Origin of the sequence: Alteromonas sp. LOR (genome assembly GCF_000753865.1) — a bacterium.
GTDB lineage: Bacteria > Pseudomonadota > Gammaproteobacteria > Enterobacterales > Alteromonadaceae > Alteromonas.
In genome coordinates, this window is sequence record NZ_JQFW01000049.1 from 162308 (window position 1) to 185191 (window position 22884).

At 44.8% G+C, this 22884-nt stretch carries 19 protein-coding genes; 5 read left to right on the forward strand and 14 right to left on the reverse strand.

Annotated features, from left to right (window positions below):
* Positions 1-19: 19 nt before the first annotated feature.
* Positions 20-1378 carry a bifunctional UDP-N-acetylglucosamine diphosphorylase/glucosamine-1-phosphate N-acetyltransferase GlmU gene (gene glmU / locus JV36_RS0114360; RefSeq protein WP_032097649.1) on the reverse strand — a complete coding sequence of 453 codons (1359 nt, stop codon included), beginning with the start codon at positions 1376-1378 and terminating at the stop codon, positions 20-22.
* A 278-nt stretch (positions 1379-1656) separates the two neighbouring features.
* Here glmU and JV36_RS0114365 point away from each other — a divergent pair, with 278 nt between their 5' ends.
* Positions 1657-3042 (forward strand): diguanylate cyclase domain-containing protein, encoded by a 1386-nt coding sequence (locus JV36_RS0114365; RefSeq protein ID WP_200883161.1) that lies wholly within the window; start codon positions 1657-1659, stop codon positions 3040-3042.
* Between the two features lie 85 nt (positions 3043-3127).
* Here the strand turns inward: JV36_RS0114365 and JV36_RS0114370 are convergent, their stop codons facing one another.
* The 3 genes from JV36_RS0114370 to JV36_RS0114380 are packed head-to-tail and all read right to left on the reverse strand — an operon-like array spanning position 3128 to position 6113.
* On the reverse strand, positions 3128-4018 hold the full coding sequence (locus JV36_RS0114370; protein ID WP_032097647.1) for a DMT family transporter: 891 nt from the start codon (positions 4016-4018) through the stop codon (positions 3128-3130).
* Positions 4009-4542, reverse strand: a complete 534-nt coding sequence (locus tag JV36_RS0114375; RefSeq protein ID WP_052010357.1) for a methylated-DNA--[protein]-cysteine S-methyltransferase — start codon at positions 4540-4542, stop codon at positions 4009-4011. Before JV36_RS0114375 ends, JV36_RS0114370 begins: the two co-directional genes overlap by 10 nt.
* Positions 4539-6113, reverse strand: coding sequence for a DNA-3-methyladenine glycosylase 2 family protein (locus JV36_RS0114380; protein ID WP_081926637.1), 1575 nt, complete (start codon positions 6111-6113; stop codon positions 4539-4541). The genes JV36_RS0114375 and JV36_RS0114380 overlap by 4 nt, the downstream gene beginning before the upstream one ends.
* 385 nt (positions 6114-6498) lie before the next feature.
* Here JV36_RS0114380 and JV36_RS0114385 point away from each other — a divergent pair, with 385 nt between their 5' ends.
* Positions 6499-7617: a serine hydrolase domain-containing protein gene (locus tag JV36_RS0114385; RefSeq protein WP_032097770.1), complete on the forward strand. Its 1119-nt coding sequence runs from the start codon at positions 6499-6501 to the stop codon at positions 7615-7617.
* Positions 7618-7711: 94 nt separating this feature from the next.
* Here JV36_RS0114385 and speA read toward each other — a convergent pair whose 3' ends face one another.
* From speA to JV36_RS0114410, 5 genes are all read right to left on the reverse strand, one after another.
* Positions 7712-9628 (reverse strand): biosynthetic arginine decarboxylase, encoded by a 1917-nt coding sequence (gene speA / locus JV36_RS0114390; RefSeq protein WP_032097646.1) that lies wholly within the window; start codon positions 9626-9628, stop codon positions 7712-7714.
* 125 nt (positions 9629-9753) lie between these two features.
* Positions 9754-10191 carry a hypothetical protein gene (locus JV36_RS0114395; protein ID WP_032097645.1) on the reverse strand — a complete coding sequence of 146 codons (438 nt, stop codon included), beginning with the start codon at positions 10189-10191 and terminating at the stop codon, positions 9754-9756.
* A 208-nt stretch (positions 10192-10399) separates the two neighbouring features.
* A complete protein-coding gene (locus tag JV36_RS0114400; protein ID WP_032097644.1) occupies positions 10400-11788 on the reverse strand; it encodes an NAD(P)(+) transhydrogenase (Re/Si-specific) subunit beta in 1389 nt (462 codons plus the stop codon).
* An 11-nt stretch (positions 11789-11799) separates the two neighbouring features.
* Positions 11800-12081, reverse strand: a complete 282-nt coding sequence (locus tag JV36_RS0114405) for an NAD(P) transhydrogenase subunit alpha (RefSeq protein ID WP_032097643.1) — start codon at positions 12079-12081, stop codon at positions 11800-11802.
* 2 nt (positions 12082-12083) lie between these two features.
* Positions 12084-13241 carry an NAD(P) transhydrogenase subunit alpha gene (locus tag JV36_RS0114410; protein ID WP_032097642.1) on the reverse strand — a complete coding sequence of 386 codons (1158 nt, stop codon included), beginning with the start codon at positions 13239-13241 and terminating at the stop codon, positions 12084-12086.
* A gap of 612 nt (positions 13242-13853) precedes the next feature.
* Here JV36_RS0114410 and JV36_RS19610 point away from each other — a divergent pair.
* Positions 13854-14027, forward strand: coding sequence for a DUF6435 family protein (locus JV36_RS19610; protein ID WP_152561612.1), 174 nt, complete (start codon positions 13854-13856; stop codon positions 14025-14027).
* A 113-nt stretch (positions 14028-14140) separates the two neighbouring features.
* On the forward strand, positions 14141-14854 hold the full coding sequence (locus JV36_RS0114415; RefSeq protein ID WP_032097641.1) for a hypothetical protein: 714 nt from the start codon (positions 14141-14143) through the stop codon (positions 14852-14854).
* A gap of 20 nt (positions 14855-14874) precedes the next feature.
* Here the strand turns inward: JV36_RS0114415 and ppiC are convergent, their stop codons facing one another.
* Complete coding sequence (gene ppiC, locus JV36_RS0114420) at positions 14875-15156, reverse strand: peptidylprolyl isomerase PpiC (RefSeq protein WP_032097769.1); 282 nt, start codon at positions 15154-15156, stop codon at positions 14875-14877.
* Between the two features lie 172 nt (positions 15157-15328).
* Between ppiC and JV36_RS0114425 the strand changes: the two genes are divergently transcribed.
* Complete coding sequence (locus JV36_RS0114425; RefSeq protein WP_032097640.1) at positions 15329-17149, forward strand: DUF885 domain-containing protein; 1821 nt, start codon at positions 15329-15331, stop codon at positions 17147-17149.
* Between the two features lie 164 nt (positions 17150-17313).
* Here the strand turns inward: JV36_RS0114425 and JV36_RS0114430 are convergent, their stop codons facing one another.
* The 4 genes from JV36_RS0114430 to pedF all read right to left on the reverse strand — a co-directional run bounded on the left by JV36_RS0114430 (position 17314) and on the right by pedF (position 22810).
* Entirely contained in the window at positions 17314-18117 is an 804-nt protein-coding gene (locus JV36_RS0114430; protein ID WP_032097639.1) for a tetratricopeptide repeat protein, read from the reverse strand.
* A gap of 15 nt (positions 18118-18132) precedes the next feature.
* Entirely contained in the window at positions 18133-19638 is a 1506-nt protein-coding gene (locus JV36_RS0114435; RefSeq protein WP_032097638.1) for a protein adenylyltransferase SelO, read from the reverse strand.
* A 244-nt stretch (positions 19639-19882) separates the two neighbouring features.
* Positions 19883-22081 (reverse strand): TonB-dependent receptor family protein, encoded by a 2199-nt coding sequence (locus tag JV36_RS0114440; protein WP_032097637.1) that lies wholly within the window; start codon positions 22079-22081, stop codon positions 19883-19885.
* A 231-nt stretch (positions 22082-22312) separates the two neighbouring features.
* Positions 22313-22810 carry a cytochrome c-550 PedF gene (gene pedF, locus JV36_RS0114450; RefSeq protein ID WP_032097635.1) on the reverse strand — a complete coding sequence of 166 codons (498 nt, stop codon included), beginning with the start codon at positions 22808-22810 and terminating at the stop codon, positions 22313-22315.
* Positions 22811-22884 lie beyond the last annotated feature (74 nt).

Consider the following 22884-nt stretch of genomic DNA (forward strand, 5'->3'; position numbering starts at 1 on the left):
GTTCTGACCCCCTTTTATTTTATTTTTTGGTGGGGCGTGGCCAGTTTGCTATGTTGCGCTGCTTGCCACGGGCGACGGCGAGGGCGCTGTCGTCAACTGCCGATGTGATTACTGAGCCGGCGCCTACGGTTGCGTTATCGCCTACATTTACGGGCGCAACAAGGGATGAGTTAGAGCCGATAAATGCGTTCTCACCAATAATGGTTTTCGATTTATTTACACCATCGTAATTACAGGTAATGGTGCCCGCACCAATATTTGCGTTAGCACCAACCTCGGCATCGCCAAGGTAAGTAAGGTGGTTTGCTTTTGCACCTTCACCTAATACTGTCTTTTTCATTTCCACAAAGTTGCCAACCTTGGCGTTTTTGTGCATAACCGCACCAGGGCGTAAGCGCGCATAAGGTCCTACCACACAGGCTTCGCCTACATTTGCTTGCTCAATGATAGAGTTGGCTTCAATAATAGCGTTATCTGCAATGTGGCAGTCGCGTAATATGCAATTTGCCCCAATAGTAACGTTGTTACCTAGGGTTACATTACCTTCCACAATCACATTTACGTCGATTACAACGTCGTTTCCAGCTGCTAACGTGCCGCGCATATCAAAGCGTGCTGGGTCTAACAGCGTAACACCGTCAGTCATTAGCTGCTGCGCCTGACGAGCCTGCAAGGCGCGCTCAAGGTTAGACAGTTGAATGCGGTTATTAACACCCTCAACTTCAACCGCCGACGCTGGCTGAGCAGACTGAATACGCTTTCCTTCAGAGGCTGCCATAGCGATAACATCGGTAAGGTAATACTCGCCTTGGGCATTGTCGTTACTTAAGTTGTGTAACCAACGCTTAAGATCAGCCCCAGACATCATCATCATGCCGGTATTAATCTCTTTGATTGCGCGCTGCTCATCAGAGGCATCTTTATGTTCAACAATTTGAGTGATGTTGTCGTTTTCTCTCACAATTCGGCCCATGCCTGTGGGGTCGTCTAATTCAACGGTAAGTAAGGCTAAATCACAGCTGGCTTTTACCTCTTTTAACGCATCTAAGGTTTCTTCTCTAATAAGCGGGGCGTCGCCTACCAGTACTAAAACATCTTCATTGTCTTTTATATGAGGCGCGGCTTGTTGAACTGCATGGCCTGTTCCTAGCTGCTCAGACTGAAGGCACCAGTTTAGGTTGTCTTCAACAATGGTCTGTTGCAGCAAGTCACCGCCGTGGCCGTAAACAAGGTGGATGTTGTCTGCACCTAACGACTTCACCGTATTGATAATACGCTGAACCATTGGAACGCCGCCTACTTTATGAAGCACCTTTGGAAGCGAAGATTTCATGCGAGTACCTTTACCCGCTGCTAAAACAACCACTGAAAAAGCCATACAATCCCTTTATTGTGTAAACATAGTTTTTATCTGCACGTAGTGTAACTAAGCATTGATGAGATGTCAGCGGATGAATGCGCCCTGTCACGGTTTAAATACACCAACTACCTGCCAGTTTGTTTTCTAGTTAGCCCTTTAGGCTAATCTTGAGGTAAACGTGCTAGTAGTTCATATTTGCAACAGGTATACTTTGTTTTGGAAAATTTCAGTTCAGCCAGGCAAGGGAGCATGCGCAGTCTGTGAACACATTTAGAACCCTACATAGAAGCATATTGATGCTTTTTGCAGTCGTTGTGGTAGCGATTGTAACTTTAGTGCACTTTAGCATTTCGAAAATAGTAGCAGAGCAAAGCCGCGCCCAGCAGCAGTCACTTTCACCCGCTATATCGCTTATTGTAGAACAGCTGCTCAAACCCCTGCATATTTCTGACGCCCTTGGTCACTCGACAGAGCTTGTAGATTTACTCAATCAAGATTCAGTCGATAGCGACGCTGCATTTAGCACCTTACAACGCCTTGAAGAAGAGTTTGGCCTGTCTTTTTTCATCGCCAGCGAAACAGACAGAAAACAATACAACTCCGATGGCACCATCATTAACCTAATTGAAGGTGAAGTAAGCTGGTATTTTAAGTACCGCGATTACCCTACTGATGCAGTGGCCGATATCGGTAAGTGGGAAGACACCCACCTGTACATCGACATTAAAATTCACAATAAAGAAGGCGAATTTCTTGGCTTTTTTGGCGTAGGTAAAAGCTTGCGCAGCTTTATAGAAATATTCGACTCTTACAAACAAGAGTACGGCTACGACTTTCTATTCGTCGATAAAGAGGGCGACATTATGTTGTCGTCTGATCCAGCGTTAGTTGCCACCTATTCAGACTTTACCAACCTGTCTGAATTACCTTGGTACGCAAGCCTGCCGCTTTCCATTCAAAATGAGCAGGCGCTTAACAACAAGCTAGTTACCATTAACGAAAAAGACTTTTTGATTGCAGAGGTAAAGCTGAATCAGTTTGGCTGGACGGTGTTTTTATTAAGCCCGCTAGAAGACAGACAAGCTGAGATTTCACAAGCCTTTATATTTAGCGTTGTAACACTGCTTGTGGTTGTGTTCTCTCTATTTTTATTGATATACAACTTACTGTATTACTTTAGAAAAGATATGCAGCCAGACCTGATAGTTCGCCAGACAAACCGCCTTCCCGAAAAGGACAGCTTGCAGCTTATTTACAAAAGCCTACTAGCAGAGCACGGTTCGCTAAGTGTTGTAGTGGTAAACGTCGATGAAATGACCACCATTGTTGATGCGCACGGTCGCAACACGGGTGATGATATTTTAGATAAGGTAGCTATTTACCTATCAGAAAAGCTGCGAGACCAAGACGTGTTAGGGCGTTGGAGCAGCGACGAGTTTATTATCTTTTTGCCGCAAACAGGGCCTCATGTGGCCTTAGAACTGGCACAAAACCTACGTCATGGTGTGGCAACACTACCACCACTTGCCGAATACCCAGACATTCAGATTACAGCATCGTTTGGTATTTCGTACACCGCCTCAGTACGGCCATTACAAGAAGTGACCGCCCATGCGGAAGACGCTCTGTATCAGGCTAAGCGAGATGGAAGCAACCTAGTGCGTATGCAGTTAATAGACTAGGGCGTTTAACCTGTGTTCTACAAAAAAAGCAGCGTGCCGAAACACGCTGCTTTTTTATTGCTGTTTACCTTGGGTTTGAGCTAATTTAGGCCGATTCAAGCCTCGACTTTTTTCTACGCTTGGTTAACACACCCGTAGTGAGCGCTACGCCTAACAATATCATGATACCGCCAACGATGGTTTGCGCAGAAAGGTGTTCTTGCAGCAATAATACGCCCCAAATAATGCCAAATAACGGTACCAGATAGGCAACGGTAATCGCTTTTGCCGGCCCCACATCAGCAATCAGTTTAAAGTATAGGATGTACGCAATTCCTGTTCCACCGATAGCCAATGCCACCGCATTAATCCACGCATTATTACTTGGCATGGTAGCCGGCAGCGTAGCAAGGGCGAAGGGCGCTAACATAATGCTCGCAAAAGCCTGGCTGCCAGTCGCGACGGCAAGAGGCTTAACACCTTGCAGCCACTTTTTCATCATACTGGCAGCTATTCCGTAGCAAGTAGTAGCAAGCAGTGCGGTAAGAATGGGAAAGAAGCTCACCTCACCCTCACCGAGTTTTTGCTGACTGATAACAGCTACGCCAACAAACCCAACCAGTAAACCTACAATGGCACTTTTTGTGAGCTTATCTCCTAGCCACAGCCAGGCAACAATGGCGCCGAACATGGGCGCAGTTGCATTTAATATGGCATTCACCCCAGCCTCTAAGTGCAGGCTGCTGTAATTAAAAAGAACAAATGGAATAGCGGTATTCACTAAGCCAACCAAGGCGATGGCAAACCAATGATGCCTAATTTGCGATAACCCACCCTTTAGCACCAGTAGCGGCAATAACACCGCCGTAGCAAGCAGCGTTCGAACCGCCACCAGCACATAAATACCAAATTCGGGGGCCGCCACTCGCATGAAGATAAACGAGCCCCCCCAGATACCGGCTAACACCACCAGTGCGATTATATCTCTTAGTCCCATAGTCCGCCTTGGGCTCCCTCTAAATTGAGCAAAAACTGCTTTCGCGCTAAACCACCCGCATACCCTGTTAGCGTTTTATTGCTGCCAATAACTCGATGACACGGTACTACAATGGCAATGGGGTTTTTACCATTCGCAAGCCCTACCGCTCTTACTGCTTTAGGGTTACCAATGTGTTTTGCAATGTCTAAGTAACTTACGGTTTGTCCGTAAGGTATGCTTTGCAACGCTTTCCATACCGACGTTTGAAACTCTGTGCCTTTGACTTCTATAGGCAAATCGAATTCGTGACGCGTTTTTGCAAAATAGGCCGATAGCTGTGAACAAGCTTCTTCGGTAATGCCATTAGGTACGCCCTCCTTACCGCTATCTTTAGCGCTGCCTTTTACACTGTCTTTTAAGCAACCTTCAGGCTCACTAAACGCAATGCGGGTAACACCTATATTGCTTGCTGTCACCGTTACCACGCCTTGCTCTGTAGGTATCGATTGAGAAAAAACCTCTGATGCGGTGTCTGTATTCACTGGCTTGGATCCTTTTTGACTCTGTTGGCGCTTTGTTTTCTGACTGGTTTCGGTGCACAATTTTTATCTGGCTCAGGCGCCCCGCCTGCTTGAGGAAGCTGGGAGAGCTGCCAGAGTTGCAGCGTAAGATAGCTTCGCCACGGCGCTGCATCACCTGCGCAAACGGGGTAACGCTTTGCCATTTTTTTCACAATAAGATCGCCTTCAAGATAAACATCGGGGTCTCGTTCGCCGCGCATCTTAATATAATCTACTGTCCACGGCCCAACACCTTTTACCGCCAGCATATCTTCATGGCTCGGGGAGCGACTTTGAGAGCGGCTTGGAAAATGGCTCTCAGAACAGTCCTCTGAAGAACTCGGCGAAGCGACATCAGGTTGACTGCTAGAAAACAGCTGAGCAAAGCTTTTAATCGCATTTTTTCTGGCCTGGGGCATCCGCAAAAAAGATAGATCGCTACTCGCTACCGCAGATGCTGAAGGAAAACTATAGCGAAGCTCATCGTCGAAGACATCGCTTTTACCCAAATGATGCACTAGCAAAGTCAGCTGGCCAATAGCCGCTTTTACGCTAACTTGCTGACCCACAATAGCTCGGCAACCGGCCTCAAACACGCTCCATGCACTTGGCAGTCTTAACCCTTCTACAAGCTGCGTCTTTATTAATCCTGCATTGAGTAAGCCGCGCTCAATAAGCATAGGATCCGCCTTTAAATCTAACATGGCTTTTATGTTTTCAATTACCCGGTAAAGCGGCGATAAATCACTCAATGTTATTGCTACTTCAAACCCGCCTTTGCGAGCATTGTGTATGGCGCAAAAATGCCCTTTCACGCCGTCAAACTCAAACCAGCGCTGATAACTGCTCTCGGTCACTAGTTCCATTGCAGCAACCGCACGGCCAGCTAAAAAATCTCTCACATAAGGCCAATCGTAAGGAGGGCGATAGGAAAGAAATAGCCGGATATTTTGGCCTCTCTCTTGGCCTGGCTCTTGGCTAGCCTTTTTACTAGTGCGCCTAAGCCCTGATGGCGATGTTTTACAGTACTGCTGAACGACTCTTTGTAGCTGACGCTGAGATGAAAAGCCACAGCTTATCGCTACATCAAGCAGAGGCAAGGTGGTTTGCTGTATAAGTTGCTTAGCAAATAGCGCCTGCTGCATTGTTTGAAATTGTTTTGGCGACAAACCAATAGCGTCGGTAAGCAATTTATTGGCATAGCGCTCGCTTATGCCAAGGCGAGATGCAATATGACTAATTGGCTGGGCTGGTATTTCAGACAATAACGACAGTGCCCGCTGCACCGTAGTGTCTACCCCTTCCCAAGCGGGAGATTGAGGCGCACTGTCAGGCCGACACCGCAAACATGGCCTGAATCCATCAGACATGGCTTGAGCCGCAAAACTATAATAAGCCACATTTTCTTCTTTCGGCAGCTTTGCAGGGCAAATAGGCCGGCAGAAGATTCCTGTTGTTTTCACTGCAACAAAAAAGCGACCATCAAATCGCGCATCTCTGCTGCATCTGGCTGATGAATAGGCTTGTTGTTGAGCACTGTCTATTGACGACATTGAAACCTCTTACACATATCAATCGCGTTAAGCTTGCGTTGGCAATATTTGCCTTGGCCATACGCTTTTGCTTTTTGGCTGTTCTTAAAAACACTTATACACAGATGCCTAGTTTACGCGTAAAAACCGAAATTAAGGCGACAAAATCAGAACTCACTATTTTGTCATACTTTTTCTGCTCTGCGCGCTGCATTGCTTTTTTACCGTTTCTCAGTGCTTATTAATAGTTATCGTCACTCTTTAAATAAGTGCCGTTTTTACGCGCATTTGATAAATGACCAACCTATCCGCATAATATCGCCACCTTGATAACAACTGCCTATCTCTTATTGCAGAGAAGCCGGCCTAATGAGCTAACTGTATGCCAACTATTTTGCGCATTTCGATGTCGCGCTTTTTTCTAATGTGTGCATTGCCGCTGCTAGTGCTTTACTCGCACACATTGTCTGCTGACTGGCTTGATAACTATGCCAGCTATGTAAAAAAAGAGGCAGATAAATACAATGTACCTGGCTATGCATTTGTTTTTTATGAACAAGGGAAAACGCCCCGAGTTTATGTGTACGGAAAAACGCGCAAGCGGGGCGGCGAAAAGGTAACCAAAGACACCGTATTTCGCCTGGCATCCGTATCGAAGACTTTCACAGCACTGCTTAGCGCTAAATTGGTAGAGCGAAACCAGCTATCGTGGAACACACCCATTAAAACCCTACTTCCAGACATTCCTTTCAAGGGCAAGGGTATGGAGGCACTAGAACTTCAGCATATTATTGGGCAATCAAGCGGCTTTATGCCAAATGCCTACGATAATTTAATTGAAGCCGACTATTCATTAGAACGTGTACTAACCTCCCTAGGTGAGCTTGAGCCACTGTGTAAACCGGGAGACTGCTACACGTATCAAAACGCTTTGTTTGGCGCGCTAGAGTACTACTTCAGCGGGCAAGACACGTCTTATTCTAGCCAAATTCAATCTTACCTTTTCTCTCCGCTGGGTATGACATCGTCAAGTGTTGGTAAAGGCGGGCTGCTTGCCTCAGAATCATGGGCACGCCCACACATCGCCATTGCCCGCAATAAATGGCACGAGGGTAAAGTAGAAAGCAATTACTACCGCTTTTCACCTGCCGCCGGGGTTAACGCCAGTATTTACGACATGACTATTTATTTGCAGGCATTGCTGGGAGAGTTTCCCACCGTAATCTCTAAAGAAATGGTGGAATATATCACCACAGAACGAGTACGCACTAAGCGCGAAACCTATCGCCGAGGCTGGCGAGGTATGATTAACGACGCCCACTATGGCTTGGGTTGGCGTGTTTACGACCTTGATGGCAAACAGCTAAATTATCACGGCGGATGGGTAAAAGGTTATCGTGCAGACGTGGCTTTCATGCCTGAGAAAAAGGCGGGATATGTCATGTTGATGAATGCAGAGTCGAACATGATTAACAGCGCTACTGCAGAGCTGTGGAAACGCTTTTTAAAACAAGCCGACGACTAAGCTCGCCGGCTCGTACTAACTCAATGGCTTATCACTGTGCTTGCTACTTTGAATCTTCATATCCAGAAGAAAAGCTAGCCAAGCGCAGCGGTACCTACTTTGATTGTTTGAGGTAGGTATAACCGTTTAGACATTTTTCGTAAAAGTCTGTCCAGCGTACGCCTTCTCTAGGCTTGAGTTTACCATCCCACACATGTTTATCGATTAAGCGTTTAACGTCAGATGCCATGGCTCGAGGGTTATACTGCATAACGTTAAGTACATCTTCTACCGATGAGCCTTTAACGACTTCCTCGATATAGAAATCTTCTGGATCGTCGTCATAGCTGTAAATATGTACTTCGTTTAAGCGACCAAATAGGTTGTGCATATCACCCATTACGTCTTGATAAGCCCCAGTTAAGAACAACCCTACATAGTACGGTTCGCCCTGTTTTAACGGGTGCATAGGCAACACGTCGGTAATTTCTCTGCCAATAGTGAACTGGTCAATTTTGCCATCGCTGTCGCAGGTAATATCTACCAAAGAGCAGTTCACCGTTGGCTCCTCGTTCATGCGCGTTAATGGCACTACTGGCAACAACTGATCGATTGCCCATGTGTCGGCAGCCGACTGGAACACAGAGAAATTGCACAGGTACTGCGACGACAAGCTATAATCAAGCTCCTGCAGCTCTTCCGGTACGTATTCTTCGTTGCGATACCAGGTTTGCAGCCTGCCCATAATTTGCCAATACAGCGTTTCAATTTTGGCAAGTTCTTCAAGAGGAATGACGCGAAGCTTAAAAGCATCAAGAGCCTGCTCTTTGTACTGCGAGGCATCGTTATATACCTCATGCATGTTTTCTTGCTCATCGAAGGTGTCAGCGAGTTCTCTGATATTCTTTAAGAAAAAGTGCTCACCTTCTTTAGCTGACGTATCCATGGTGGCGGCATTGGATTTAATTTCGCCCACAATTTCAGTCACAACGCAGCTGTGGTGCGCCGTAATTGCGCGTCCGCTCTCACTCACTAAATGAGGATGAGGTACGCCCTCTAGGTCGCACATCTCTTTCATGCCGTACACTACGTCAGCAACATATTCTTGCATGCTGTAGTTACGCGACGATTCGTTGGTTGAATTACTACCGTCGTAATCAATACCCAGGCCGCCGCCCACATCAACATAGTCTAACTCAAAGCCCATTTTATGAAGGTCGGCATAAATACGAGCGCCTTCAGTAACTGCTTCTTTCACCGCTCTGATATCGGTAAGCTGGCTACCAATATGAAAATGCAAAAGCTTAAGGCAGTGAGCCATGTCCTGCTCTTCTAAGTAGCGAGCAGCATTGATTATCTCGGTGATAGTAAGACCAAATTTCGCTCTTTCGCCGCCTGAGCTTTCCCACTTTCCGCGACCTTTTACCGTCATTTTCGAGCGAACGCCGATAATAGGATCGATATCTAATTCTTTTGCTACTTTTACCAGCAGCAATAGCTCGGTGTATTTCTCTACAACCACGACTACGCGGCGACCAAGCTTGCGCCCTAGTAGGGCTAAGCGCATGACTTCGTCGTCTTTGTAACCATTTAAAATGGTGAGCGACTCTTCGTTTGTGTTCATGGCTAGCACAGTTAAAAGCTCGGCTTTCGACCCGGCTTCTAGCCCGTAGTTGTAAGGTTTGCCGGCATCGACAATCTCTTCAACCACTTCGCGCATTTGGTTTACTTTTACTGGGTAAACGCCTTGATATTCGCCTTTGTACTCAGCTTCAGCAATCGATTTACGAAATGCCTTATTTAACCCTGCTACTTGCGAGCGCAAGATATCGTGAAAACGAACAACAACGGGGAACTGAACACCTTCTTTACGTATATCTTCAATAATTGAATTGAAGTCTATGCGTATACTCGGATTTTCGGGCACGGGCGTAATGTGAATGTTGCCATTTTCACCAACCTGAAAATAACCGCCACCCCATTGAGAGACGCCGTAGACGCGCTCTGCTTCCTCGATACTCCAATTAGACAATATGGTCACCTTTTAAAAAGTGCGTTAGGGTTTACCTAACTTATGCGTGCAAAAATGAGTCGCGTATTATAGACAAAGCCATAAATGTTGCGACGTAAAATATCGATTGTTTCGACTAATTTAATTTATCGCGGCTTTGCTGTATCTATCCATGATGCTACGTATGTCATCACGCTTGGTTCAACTCTCTTGTCAGCGTCGTTTAAAAATGTGGTTACATCGTTAGTGCGACTAAAAGTAAAAGGCTGATTTTCGAGAAACTTCTCTGCAATGTGATTGGCATCAGTCGTATCATCTTCCAGCCACAATTCACTTAATTGATTTCTGCGATCGAGTTGAACAGGCTCTTTTATGCGCCTTGAGATGTCGGTATTTGGAATAGACCATGAGCGCATATCAACAAATAAATGGAAGGGTTTGCCTCTTCTGCTTTGTAATGCATCTGACAGTTCACCCAAGTAACTAATATTGGTTCCCATATCCCAATGCCCACGAAGCGTCACTAAAATACAGTTCTGAAATATTTCAATATCAAATGGACGATGAGACGGGTTGCCACTCATTACAGGGTTAACACTCAGTAGTTAAAAAAAGGCTAATAATTCGATGTTAGAACGTATTGAAAGATTAAACAACCTTGTACTCGTTACATATTTTGTAGTTCTGGGCGATGCGATTAAGGCGGCTTCTTGGGTATGAGTTTTGACTATATGTTGGGCCCGGCGGATTGAGTTATTGCCGGGCCCACTTTAGTCTTACCGATGAACGTGATTAATCGTCACCAAATTCACGGATAATACTGTTGATGGTTTCTTTCGCATCACCTAGCACCATTCGCGTATTTTCTTTAAAGAAAAGTGGGTTATCCACCCCAGCAAAACCAGCATTGGCAGAACGCTTTAATACAAATACCGTTTTGGCGCGGTATGCCTCAATAACCGGCATGCCATAAATAGGGCTACCTTTCATTTCTTTTGCGGCTGGATTAACTACATCATTGGCACCAATAACAATCACCACGTCATAATTTTCCATGCGAGGGTTTACATCGTCCATTTCGTACAGCTGATCGTAAGGAACATCGGCTTCGGCTAACAGTACGTTCATGTGCCCAGGCATACGCCCTGCCACTGCATGAATACCGTAATCTACCGTACAGCCGTTATCTTCCAGTAAAGACTGCAACTCTCGCACTGCGTGCTGTGCTTGCGCAACCGCCATGCCATACCCTGGCACAACGAGTACTGCTTGCGCTGCTTCTAACACGTAAAATGCATCTTGTGCGGCCAGTACCTTAATCTCGCCTTCAATTTTTTCGCCTGCCTCAACAGGTGTAGAAAATCCAGATAGCAGTACGTTCATTAGTGAGCGGTTCATGGCCTTACACATTATATTCGTCAGGATAAGTCCTGACGCGCCAACCAACAGCCCAGTAACAATAAGAATGGTGTTGCCGGTGGCCAAACCTGCAGCAGAGGCCGCTATGCCCGAGTAACTGTTAAGCAAGGCAATAACCACGGGCATATCAGCACCACCAATAGAAATGGTGGCCAATAAGCCAAAGCTAAGTGCAATTGCGATAGCGCAATACAGCCACACTGCGTTTGATGGTTCGGTAGTAAACAAATAGCCAACGGCTAACATGCCCACTAAATGAAGAATACTCAGCTCGCGAAGCCCGGTAAAAACAACCGCCTTTGAACTCATCTTCCCCGACAGTTTTCCCCACGCTACTACCGAGCCTGAAAAGGTAACGCCACCAACAAGTATGGTGAAAAATAGGGTTACAAAGGTAAACGCGCCGGCCGTTTCTAGCGCCGCTATGCCCATGCTCGATAACGTCGCCCAACCAAGTAGCAGCGATGCTGCGCCACCAAAACCATTAAACAACGACACCATCTCTGGCATTGAAGTCATTTCAACGGTTTTTGCCTTCCACGCACCGTAAGCGCCGCCAATAACAAACCCTACCAATATATAGTGATAGCTGATGATCTGCTGATCGAGCAGAGTAACAACAACCGCTATAAACATACCAATAGCAGAAATAAAGTTACCTTTTTTCGCCGTATCTGGGTGACTCAACAACTTAAGACCAAGAATAAATAGTGCCGCAGCAACTACATACGCAAGGTTAATCGTGGTTACAATATCATTCACCTGCGTACTCCTTACTTCGTTTTCTTTTTGAACATATTTAGCATGCGGTCGGTGACCAAATAGCCCCCCACCACATTAATACTGGCCAGTGCCACCGCAATGGTACCCAACACGGTAGTTAACAAACTGTTGTCACTACCCGATGCCACTAAGGCGCCAACTAAGGTAATACCTGAAATAGCATTTGAACCTGACATTAAGGGCGTATGAAGCGTAGCTGGCACTTTTCGGATGAGTTCAAAACCAAGAAACCCTGCCAATAACACGATAAAAAGTAAGTATATGATTTCCACAATTAAGCTCCTTTGTATGCATTAAGCAGCATGTCGTTAGTAACGCTTCCCTGATGCGCAATAACGCAGCCAGCAAGAATATCGTCGTCCAAATCAAGGTTAAACGTATTGGTTTCTGTGTCGAAGAACTCGTCCACAAGGTTATAAATATTATTGGCGTACATGTCGGTGGCAGCTCGCGCGACAAACTGACTCCAGTAGCCATCGCCAATAACATTAACGCCATTCACCTCAACGGTTTCTCCGGCGACTGAGCCTTCAACATTACCGCCAGAGGTGGCCGCCATATCCACTACAACGCTGCCTGGCTTCATTAGCGCTAAAGTGTCTTTTGAAATAAGCACAGGGGGCTTTCGGCCAAACAGTTGCGCCGTTGTAATCACAATATCTGAATCGGCAATAGCGTCGCGCTGGGCGTCTTGCTGCTTGGCTTTTTGTTCTTCGGTAAGTTCTTTGGCGTAACCGTCTTTAGTTTGCCCGGTTTCACCAATATCAATTTTAAGGAATTTTCCACCAAGAGACTCAACCTGCTCTGCAACCACTTCGCGAGTGTCGTAGGCAAGTACATTAGCGCCAAGGCGTTTTGCAGTTGCAATAGCCTGCAGGCCTGCCACGCCAGCGCCAATAATAAATACTTTGGCGGGTTTAATTGTGCCCGATGGCGTCATCATCATAGGTAAAATAGAAGGGAGCAAACTTGCAGCCTGCATCACCATTACATAGCCCGCTAAACTCGCTTGAGAGCTTAACGCATCCATCTTTTGTGCACGGGAAGAACGCGGGATCATTTCAACTGAAATAGCAGTAAGCTGCTTGTCAGCAATCGACTCAACAAGCGGTTGTTGAAAGAAAGGGTCAAGATGGCCAACCACAATGGCCCCTTTTTTCATCAACGCTAGCTGTGCTTCGCTAGGCTTGTTTACGGCCACCACCATATCCGCAGATGATACTGACTCATTCACATCACTAATAACAGAAACACCCACACCCTCATATTCTTTATCAGAGTAGCCAGAAAGTAGTCCTGCTCCGGCCTCAAGGATAATAGAAGCCCCTTTCTTTATTAGCCGCTGCGCGCTAGATGGCGTTACAGCACACCGCTTTTCCACTTTATTTAGCGAGTCTGGCGTTTTAGATTCATTTAAAACAACAACTTTCATACGCTTCTCCTTATTCTTAGGCACTTTGAGAATGACACTCTTTGTTCTCATTGAAACCATTTTATTCATTTATGCTGATTATTTTTTGACTAAATCAAACGCCCGTTTAAATTTTCATTGCGTGATAGCACGCGAAAAAAACTGTTCAGTTATCACCCCATGCCTTAGTAAACATACGCCCTGACGATATTTATTACAAAAATTTTTAAGCTTAAATACATAACTATAATTTATATGAAATTCACTTATATTTGTTTTCATTTGTCAGAATTGTAATTAGTAAAAGGAGATTTAAAGTACGGAGGTTGTTTTTTGCACAGCCGTAAAGGTACAAAAAACGAACAAGATTTAGCAGTGCACCGAAAATTCCAACTCGTTTATTAGGTAAAAAAGCGAGCCATTCTTTTTTGCCATTTCTTTTTTCCCCACATCTTTTTTGCCAGAATGTGATCAGTTACGAGAATTGAAACGTTTACCCGTTACGCGCAAAAGTTCATAGGCTATTGGGCGGTTTACTAACTATAATATTCACAACAAATACACCATCATCAGAGCGCGCAGCCGAGATACTTTTTTTTAAAGAATGTACCGTGCGGCGTGGGGAGAAAAATAGTGTTTGGGCTTTTTAAATCGAATCCGTCAAAGAAAATGCGCAAGGAATACGACCAGCTTCTAGAGCGAGCCATGCTTGCGCAAAGGAAGGGCGATATAAAAACGTATTCTATGCTCACTGCAGAATCTGAAGAGCTGTGGAAAAAAATAGAAGCAGCGGAAAAGCAGCAGTAATCTTTCTACTCTGCGTTTGTGATGTGAATTCAGGGCTTCGTTTCGCATTGTAGTTTAGATAACCGTATACTAGCGCCTTCGTTAAGACCACCTAAACAAGGGCGCTGAGTATCATGGCATTTCGTTTCTTCATAACGATGTTATACGGCATCGTTTTTACATCATCGTTTTATCATAAAAGCGCGCAGGCCATCGAAGCCGGTCAATATTATTATTTCATTTCAGAAAAGTGTGCCCCCCGAGGCCCACAATCCCCAGAAGAAAGAGGCGCAGTGACTCCCGATCTCATGCTGTTTGAAGTAGTCCCAGCGGGTATTAGTGACTATTTTGTTCGTATGAATACAGATGCCCTTATTCACTACACCGAAATAGGGCAACGCTATTTATCGGATTTAGAAGAAGAGCAGGTTTACACGGCGGGAGAAGAGAGCAGCGAAGGAAAAAAAGTCATTCATCACGACTTTATGCTACAGCGCGAAGCGATAGACTTAAAAACCCTTATTGCCACCCTCAATGGTTTTTCACAACAGCAGACTGAAAAAGGGTATTACTTTCGCACAATTCTGGCTCTGCCCAACGAAAACGCGCGTTTTAAAGCCGTCACGCGGGTGCGATTAACAGAAAGCGAAGCCGCTAATCGCATGTTGCTTACTGACTATTCCACCAGCTATTATCTTTTAGATAACGCTGGAAAAGCAGAGAGCACGCCATTTATTAGTGCAGACCACTACGCAGCCATGCGAGAGAACATACACGAATTTAATAGCCCCTATCATGCTTTTACAAAAGAGCGGGTATGCGGAGAAAAGTGGGAGTCGGGAATTTAAGGGCCTTAACGTAAGAAGTATTAATTATTGCGATACAGGGTTTTGATAATATGGAAACCAAAGCGGGTTTTTACTGGCCCGTGCACTTTTAATACTTCTTTTTTAAACACAACATCATCGAACGCTTTTACCATTTGCCCGCGACGGAACTCCCCCAAATCGCCACCGCGTTTTCCCGATGGGCATGTTGAATGCTTTTTAGCCAGTGCGCCGAAATTTTTGCCTTTTTTCAGCTGCTCTAAAATAGAAAGGGCCTCTTTTTCGGTTTTTACCAGAATATGTACCGCTGCTGCTGTTGCCATGACAATGCCCATTAGCGTTGAATATTTACGCCTCAGAGTATAACCCAGAGCAACGCTTAGCGTAAGCATACGAATAACCGCTAGGCAGTATTTCAATTTTGCTGAATAGGTTTACTTTTTAGCGCAAATTCCGCTAACGTAGGTCGAGAACAAAATTTGGACAATAAAAATAATGAAACGATTTTTTAAATGGATTGGCGTTGGCTTAGTAGCCATAATCGCTTTAGGCGGCAGCTTTGCTGCTCACGAATGGTATGCAGATAAACCTTTTTACTTTAACAACTTTCTTAACCGAGAAATGGTAAAAGTAGCGTTTGATAGCCCGGAAACACTTACTTCTTTGGGGTTTTTAGAGTCGGTAGGCATTAAGGGGCACAACGCTAAGCTAGATGATGCTAGCCCCGAAAAAAGTGAGGAGCTTTATAACAAGGCTCGTAATATTAAAAGCGTCATCGAGAATTACGATGATGATGACTTAAGCAAAGATGAGTTACTTTCTAAGAAGATTACCCTTTACCTTCTTGATTACCTTCTCACTAATGAGCCCTTTCAATATCACACCTACCCTGTAAACCAACTTTTTGGGGTGCAAAATGGGTACCCCAGCTTTATGCAGGGGCAGCATCAAATTAAAGATGAGACCGACGTTGAGAACTATCTCAGCCGCTTAGAAGCAGTTGACGAAAAGTTTGCGCAGGTATTGGAAGGCCTGAAGCTACGTGAAGATAAAGGCATTATTCCGCCTCGCTTTGTTATCGAACGCGTGCTTGATGAAATGAACGGGTTTATTTCATCACCGCTTAACGAGAACATTCTTTACAGCTCGCTAAAAGAAAAAATGGCAGATATAGAGTCACTGTCCCAAGAGCAGCAAGACGACTTTTTAGCCAAAGCGGAAGCGCGAATTAATGATGATGTAAATCGTGCTTATCAGCTATTCATCGACTATTTCACAACACTTAAAACCAAAGCGGGCACAGATGACGGATACTGGCATTTGCCCGATGGCGATAAGGTATACGCCAACGCCCTTCGCTTTTTCACTACCACCGATATGACCGCAGACGAAATTCATAATATTGGCTTAAAAGAGGTAGCTAGAATTCAAGGTGAAATGCTGAAAATTCTTGCAGACGAAGGATACGACACCTCTCAAGGCTTCACTACTGCCATGGACGCATTAGCCTCTGATCCTTCTCACTATTATGAAGACAGTGATGCGGGCCGTGAGCAAATACTGAAAGACTATCAAATTATTCTTGATGAAATTGAAGAAGATATGAGCGAGGTTTTTCGCATTCGTCCTAAGGCAGGCATGGAAGTAGTTCGTATTCCTGAGTTTAAAGAAAAAACCGCACCTGGCGCGTATTATCAGCAGCCAGCCATAGACGGGTCAAGACCGGGTCGCTTTTTCACAAACCTTTACGACATAAAGGCAACACCCAAATACAGCATGCGAACGCTGGCCTATCACGAAGGCATTCCAGGCCATCACTTTCAAATAGCGCTCGCAATGGAAATTGAGGGCATGCCCTTTATTCGTAAAATGTCGCCATTCACTGCTTACACAGAAGGATGGGCGTTGTACTCAGAATATTTAGCGTGGGAAATGGGCTTTCAAGACAATCCATTGGATAATCTTGGTCGACTTCAAGCGGAACTGTTCAGAGCGGTGCGCTTAGTGGTAGACACGGGCATTCACGATAAACGCTGGACACGAGAAGAGGCTATCGACTACATGGTAAATAATACGGGCATGGCGCTGAGTGACGTTACCTCAGAAATTGAGCGTTACATCGTGATGCCAGGTCAGGCGACCTCGTACAAAGTTGGCATGCTTAAAATATTAGAACTGCGTGAAAAAGCGAAAAATGCCTTAGGCGATAAGTTCGACTTACGCGATTTTCACGATGTCGTGCTGAAAAACGGAGCTGTACCTCTTTCTATTTTAGAGGAGTTAATTGACGAATATATTGAGGCAAAACGCACTTAAAATTTACCCGACCCACAATATTTTCGATAAGTATTTTGTGGGTCAATTTTTTTTTGGATGTCTCTTTAAGATTTTAAAAAAATAAAGATATAAAAAATGTAAGTTTACATATCAAGAAGGGCAAGCGCGAAAACGTATGCCTGCGCGCACCCGAAACACCTGTACTATCGTTTACCTAGCGCTTTTTTAAACCCCAACTCGGCTGATTTTCGCATCCATTCATTGCCTAGTTCTTTATTTTGCTCCTTACCTTTTCCCGTTAGATACATAACTGCCAAGGCATACATAGCCTCAGGATCTCCAATCCTGGCCGCTTCACTGAAATAGAACGAAGCTTTATTAAGATCAGGCTCAACACCTTTTCCCATTTCGTATATCCAGCCCAATTGCGTAAACGCTTTTCCCTGTATTTTATTATCTCCTATTGATGTATTCGTTAATTGCAGCAGTGAAGAAATAGCTCTACTGTACTCCTCTTTTGCTATCAGTATCCTTGCTTTTGTTAGCGGACCAATCTCGTCGGAACTCATAGCAATCAATAGCTCGAGAGCATCGTTATCACCTTGCTCGGCAGCAACACCCAACCATTGAATAGATTCTTCTTTGCTGACGTACTCACGAGCAGTCATGTGCATCAGTCCCATTTGGTAAGCTCCCGAAAAACTGCCTAATTCTGCTGCCTGTCTGTAGTAACTAACCGCCATGGCGAGATCATTATCCACACCTTTACCCAATTCATACAAAATACCTAAATTGAAATAGGCTTCGGGCTTGCCTTCTCCCTCAATGTTTTCCCACATCAGCTTTGCCTTTGTGTAATGAGCCATTTTGAATTCCGCGTAAGCAAAGTATAATTTTATATTATCGGGGGCCCGCTTAAACTCGTCACTTAGAGATCCTGAACTAGCTTCCACTGAAAACCCGCTGCAAATAATCATTAATGCAATACACTTGTTAATCAATCTCATAACCAACAACCTCTGTTAAGTACCGCAAAACGTTCGGTAGCATTGAGTGAAGTATTTGGGAGCAGGAGAGCAATATTCACTATCATGCTCTAGGGTGGCAAATGGGTACATTAGTTTTTCATAGAGCAGGTTGAATTTTGATAAGTCGCCATCACGTTGCACTGACTCCAGCGCTTCTTCAACAAGGTGATTCCGGGGGATAACCGTTGGGTTAACATGACGCATTCGCGCTACGATATTAGACAACTGGCGTTTATAACGCTCATCATGACTTGTTATATTCAAATCATTTAATGCTGCGTATTGCGCAATCCAGTTGCTCAGTCGTTTATCATCGGCAATATGTGCACGCAACCGTCTATCATTGCCTTCCAATAACTCAGTTAACTCATGCCAAGCGAGTGTGAAATCCATATTGTGATCTTTTAACATTGCTAACCACTCATCCACTAACTGCTCTTCAGTAGGAATATCCCTGTTCGACCGTGCGATATCGAATCCCAATTTTTCGCACATGTGTTCATGAAACGTTTGCCGATATTGCTGTGCAAACTGATCCACCGCATTGGTGGCAGCATCAACAGCAGTTTGCATGTCATCTCCCAACAAAGGGAGTAAGGTTTCTGCAAACCGCGCTAAATTCCATTGTGTGATGCCAGGTTGATTGTTGTAGGCGTATCGCCCATCATGATCAATCGAACTGAATACTGTTTTGGGATCATATGTCTCCATAAACGCGCAGGGGCCATAATCAATTGTCTCGCCAGCAATGGATACATTATCGGTATTTAACACGCCGTGAATAAAGCCGACCGACATCCATTTTGCAACAAGCTGAGCCTGTGCAGTCACGACTTCATGCAATAACCCCAAATAGGGTTCGTCGTCGTTTGAGCAAACGGGGTAATGACGTTGGATAACGTAATCTGCCAGCTCTTGCACATCGGATGTTTTTCCTTGGTGTGCAAAGAATTGAAAGGTTCCCACGCGAATATGGCTCGACGCTATCCTTGCTAACACCCCTCCTTCGTGCCTTTGTTCCCTGAATACACTCTCATTCGTCTGTACCACTGCCAAACTGCGCGTGGAAGGAATATGCAACGCATTCATCGCTTCTGCCATTATTGCCTCTCGGAGCATGCTTGCTAACGTTGCTTTTCCATCTCCTCCTCTGCTAAAAGGTGTCCTTCCCGACCCCTTTAGACAAAGATCGAATCGCTTTTTTTCACTGACAAACTCACCCAGAATATGCGCACGCCCGTCACCTAACAGCGGATTGTATTGACCAAACTGATGGCCCGCATAACCCTGTGCGCAAGGGCTATAGTCAAGCAACGAAGCATTACCTGAAAAAAGAGACGTAAGCTGTTGCTCACAAAGTTGTGTAAAAGGTAGTCCTTGTTCTAACGCTAGTTGTCGGTTGAAAAACACAAGCGTTGGATCTTCTGTGCTCTCAGGCCGACAATGTACAACAAATTCGTTAAACAATTGTTGGTAGGTGTTTTCTAACTTGAACGGCATGATGTCTGTAATACCTCTAGAAAATCGACAATAACATTTTTGAAAACTGGCAAGTCTAGCGCTTATCGCAGATGACCTGCCGTAAACAAAAGTTCAATTCTCTACAGTTAGTTTAGGCTATTTTCGCTACCCTGCTGAAGAAAACAACCTACTCTATACCTGATAACTTCAACGCTGCTTATTAACAGCTACCCAATAACAAGCACCAATTTCTAAATAGAGGGTCTACATTGTTATGTTGATGCTATTGGAATACATAACGAATGCCAGCCATAAACAAACGCTCACGACCTGCTAACTTTCCCTCGTTTCTACTCACCAGATACTCTTTATTGAACATGTTTTCTACACTTGCGAAAAGGGTAACGCCGGTATTTTCAACGTCGTAGTTCAAGGTACCGCTCCATACAGTATAGCTTGGGATAATGCCCTCTGTACCGCTGCCATTTTCTTCCGTCGTATTGCTATCATCAACAAACTGCTCACTGACATGCTGTAATCCAATTCGAGCGCTAACGCCGCTGATATGCTCATAGCCAACGTCAAGGTTCAATAGGTGCTTAGGCGCATACTGCATTCTATTACCGTTATCTTCAGCTCTTCTCGCTTTTTCATAACGTGCCGTCCAGACATTGGTATAAGCTGCTGAGATATAGAAGTTATTAGTGGTGTTTATGATATCTTTAAAATCTACTCGCGATGCAAATTCAAAACCCTGCTGCTCACTCTCACCGCTATTTTCAAACGTTGCGCCCAAATCCACGATAGTATTAGATATGTCGTTGTGAAAAAATGTCGCCGATGCCCAGATACCTGTAAAGTAATGGCTTCTAAATCCTAACTCAAATAGTGTACTTTCCTCAGGCTCGGCTCGACCGCCCTCGTCAGTAAATTCTCGATCTGCTCTTGCTGGCGAGATTCCGGCGTGTAGACCCGCAAATACAGTTGTATCGCGAATACCTGACCATGAAACACCCAAACTCGGTAAGAACTCGGTAAAACTCAACGTTTCAATATTGCCTGTAAACTCATCCTCGTCTGTTGACGTTACATCTTCCACTCTAAAACCAGGTGAAATGGCCCACTCCCCCACATAAAGTGTATTTTGAGCAAAGTAGGACACCGCCTCTGCGTCTAAAAATGTTCCTTGACGGGTATCAGCTGAATCATTAGCAAGGGCTAATTGGTAATCAAGTCTCTCTTCACGATTAGTCGCAAATACTTGCTGACGGTGTGCACTCTCTTCGTGATAGCGAATACCGATGATACTGTCACTTTCGTAACCCAAAAGTGTGTGACTAAAATCAGCGCGAGACTCGATCCCGGCTGTGTAATATTGACGAGGGGCATGACGGCCACCACATACATCAATGTCGGTATTACCCAAATCAGATATTGTTAGATTACCATCATCATTAGTATCACCTACCGCATCACAGTTACGCAGACGGGATTCAAATTGCCCATTCACTTCTCTACCGCTATTACTGCCTCTTAGGCCATTGCGAAAGCTTTCGGTATAGTACGCACTGGTACGTAGAGCGAAATTGTCACTTACCCTAAAATCGTGCTTAATTTGCACTACGTCTCTATCCTGCTGCCATTGGTCGATGTCGACAGTAGGATGTTTGAAGGGGTCTTGCGCGTATTCATCACGAGTAAGATAATTTTCCGTTTGATTTCGACGATCGTTGGTATGAACAAATTTGATACCTAGCGTCTGTCGTTCGGAAATGTCAAATTCACCTTTTATACGATAATCTTTTACGTTGAACTCACCACCAGCAAAGATTCCGTCACCTTTGTGTTGTGAAAAATCTACAGCAAAACCTCCTTGTTCGTTACCAAACCCAACACTTCCGCTCAGCAGTTGCTGACTTTGATTGCCAACGGCAGTGCTCACTTCGCCCTCGACACCATTGGATCTGGGAACCGCTTTTGTTACAAAGTTTATTGCGCCGCCGAGCGTTTGAGGGCCATATAATATTTGCCCGGCACCTTTGATAACTTCTATTCTGCTGACGACAGGCGTCGGCGTTGTATAATGAACTACAGGATCAGTGTAGGGTGCGAGTTGAAGCGGTACACCGTCTTCCATAATCATTGCTTTCGCACTTCTTCTGGGGTTTTGCCCTCTAAAACCAATATTAGTATCGAACCCCATGCTGCCATCAGCCACTATATTAATGCCCGGTATCAGTCGCATTCTTTCAAGGTTCGAAATAGGACGACGTTGTGATAGTTCTGCTGCATCAATAATTGAAAACGAGCCAGTAAGGCTGTCTGTTTGCTGTGGTAAGAGGCCATAGACAGTAACAACCTCAACGTCGCTGACGTCTGAGGGATTTTTTTGTTTTTCCGTGTTATCAGCATAGGACGAAAACGTTATTGAGAAAAACGCAGTAAGGATGGCGCTATTGAGGGCTTTTCTTTTGAAGTTCATTTTTTATACTCGGTTAACGTGCTTATCTTATCAATCAAGAGTACGTTTGATCGCTCCCAAGAAAAATCCTCCCTAAGTACTAGGAATACTCGTTTTTTGGTAGCACTAACTATTCCCATATCGCGTCGTTTTTTTAAAATAAATGAATAATTAAAAAATAATTGGACGCTAAAAATGAAAAAAGCCGGAAGAAACAGGTCATTCCGGCTCATTAATATCGGGTGTTGTTGATTAGTAAGCTTCTATTTCGCCCTCTTCAATAGCAACGACACGACGTGCTTCAACGTAGGTTTTGATTGCCCAAAGCGTCTCTTGGTCTAATATTGGTTCATCTTGACCTTCAGGAATACCGCCCAATGCCGGCATTCCTTTTGATGAACCAAAACGAAGACGTTCAACGTACCATTCATCGTCCTCAATGCTCTCGGGATCTAGCATTCTGAGATCTGGATTGATGCCGCCCGACTGCGCATGCAACCCATGACAACCAGCACAGTTATTTGCGTAAGCGGACTCACCAAATTGAACAATCTCAGTTTTCATTTCTTCACCTGCGTGGCGATACGGGTTTTGAAACACCCAGCCATCATCTGCCTCATCACCTTCCGTTATTTTTGGCATATTAGAGCTGTCCGCTCCCTGAGGTGTCACATTACCGTGTGCACTCACTTGGCTTATACCTCCAGCGAATAACATTGCCGTAATCAGTAACGATAATTTAGTTTTCATAATCAGTGTATCCTTAAAAGCCAATGTTTGTATTATACGTTGACTGCACAACGGTATAACTCTACTTTGGTTTT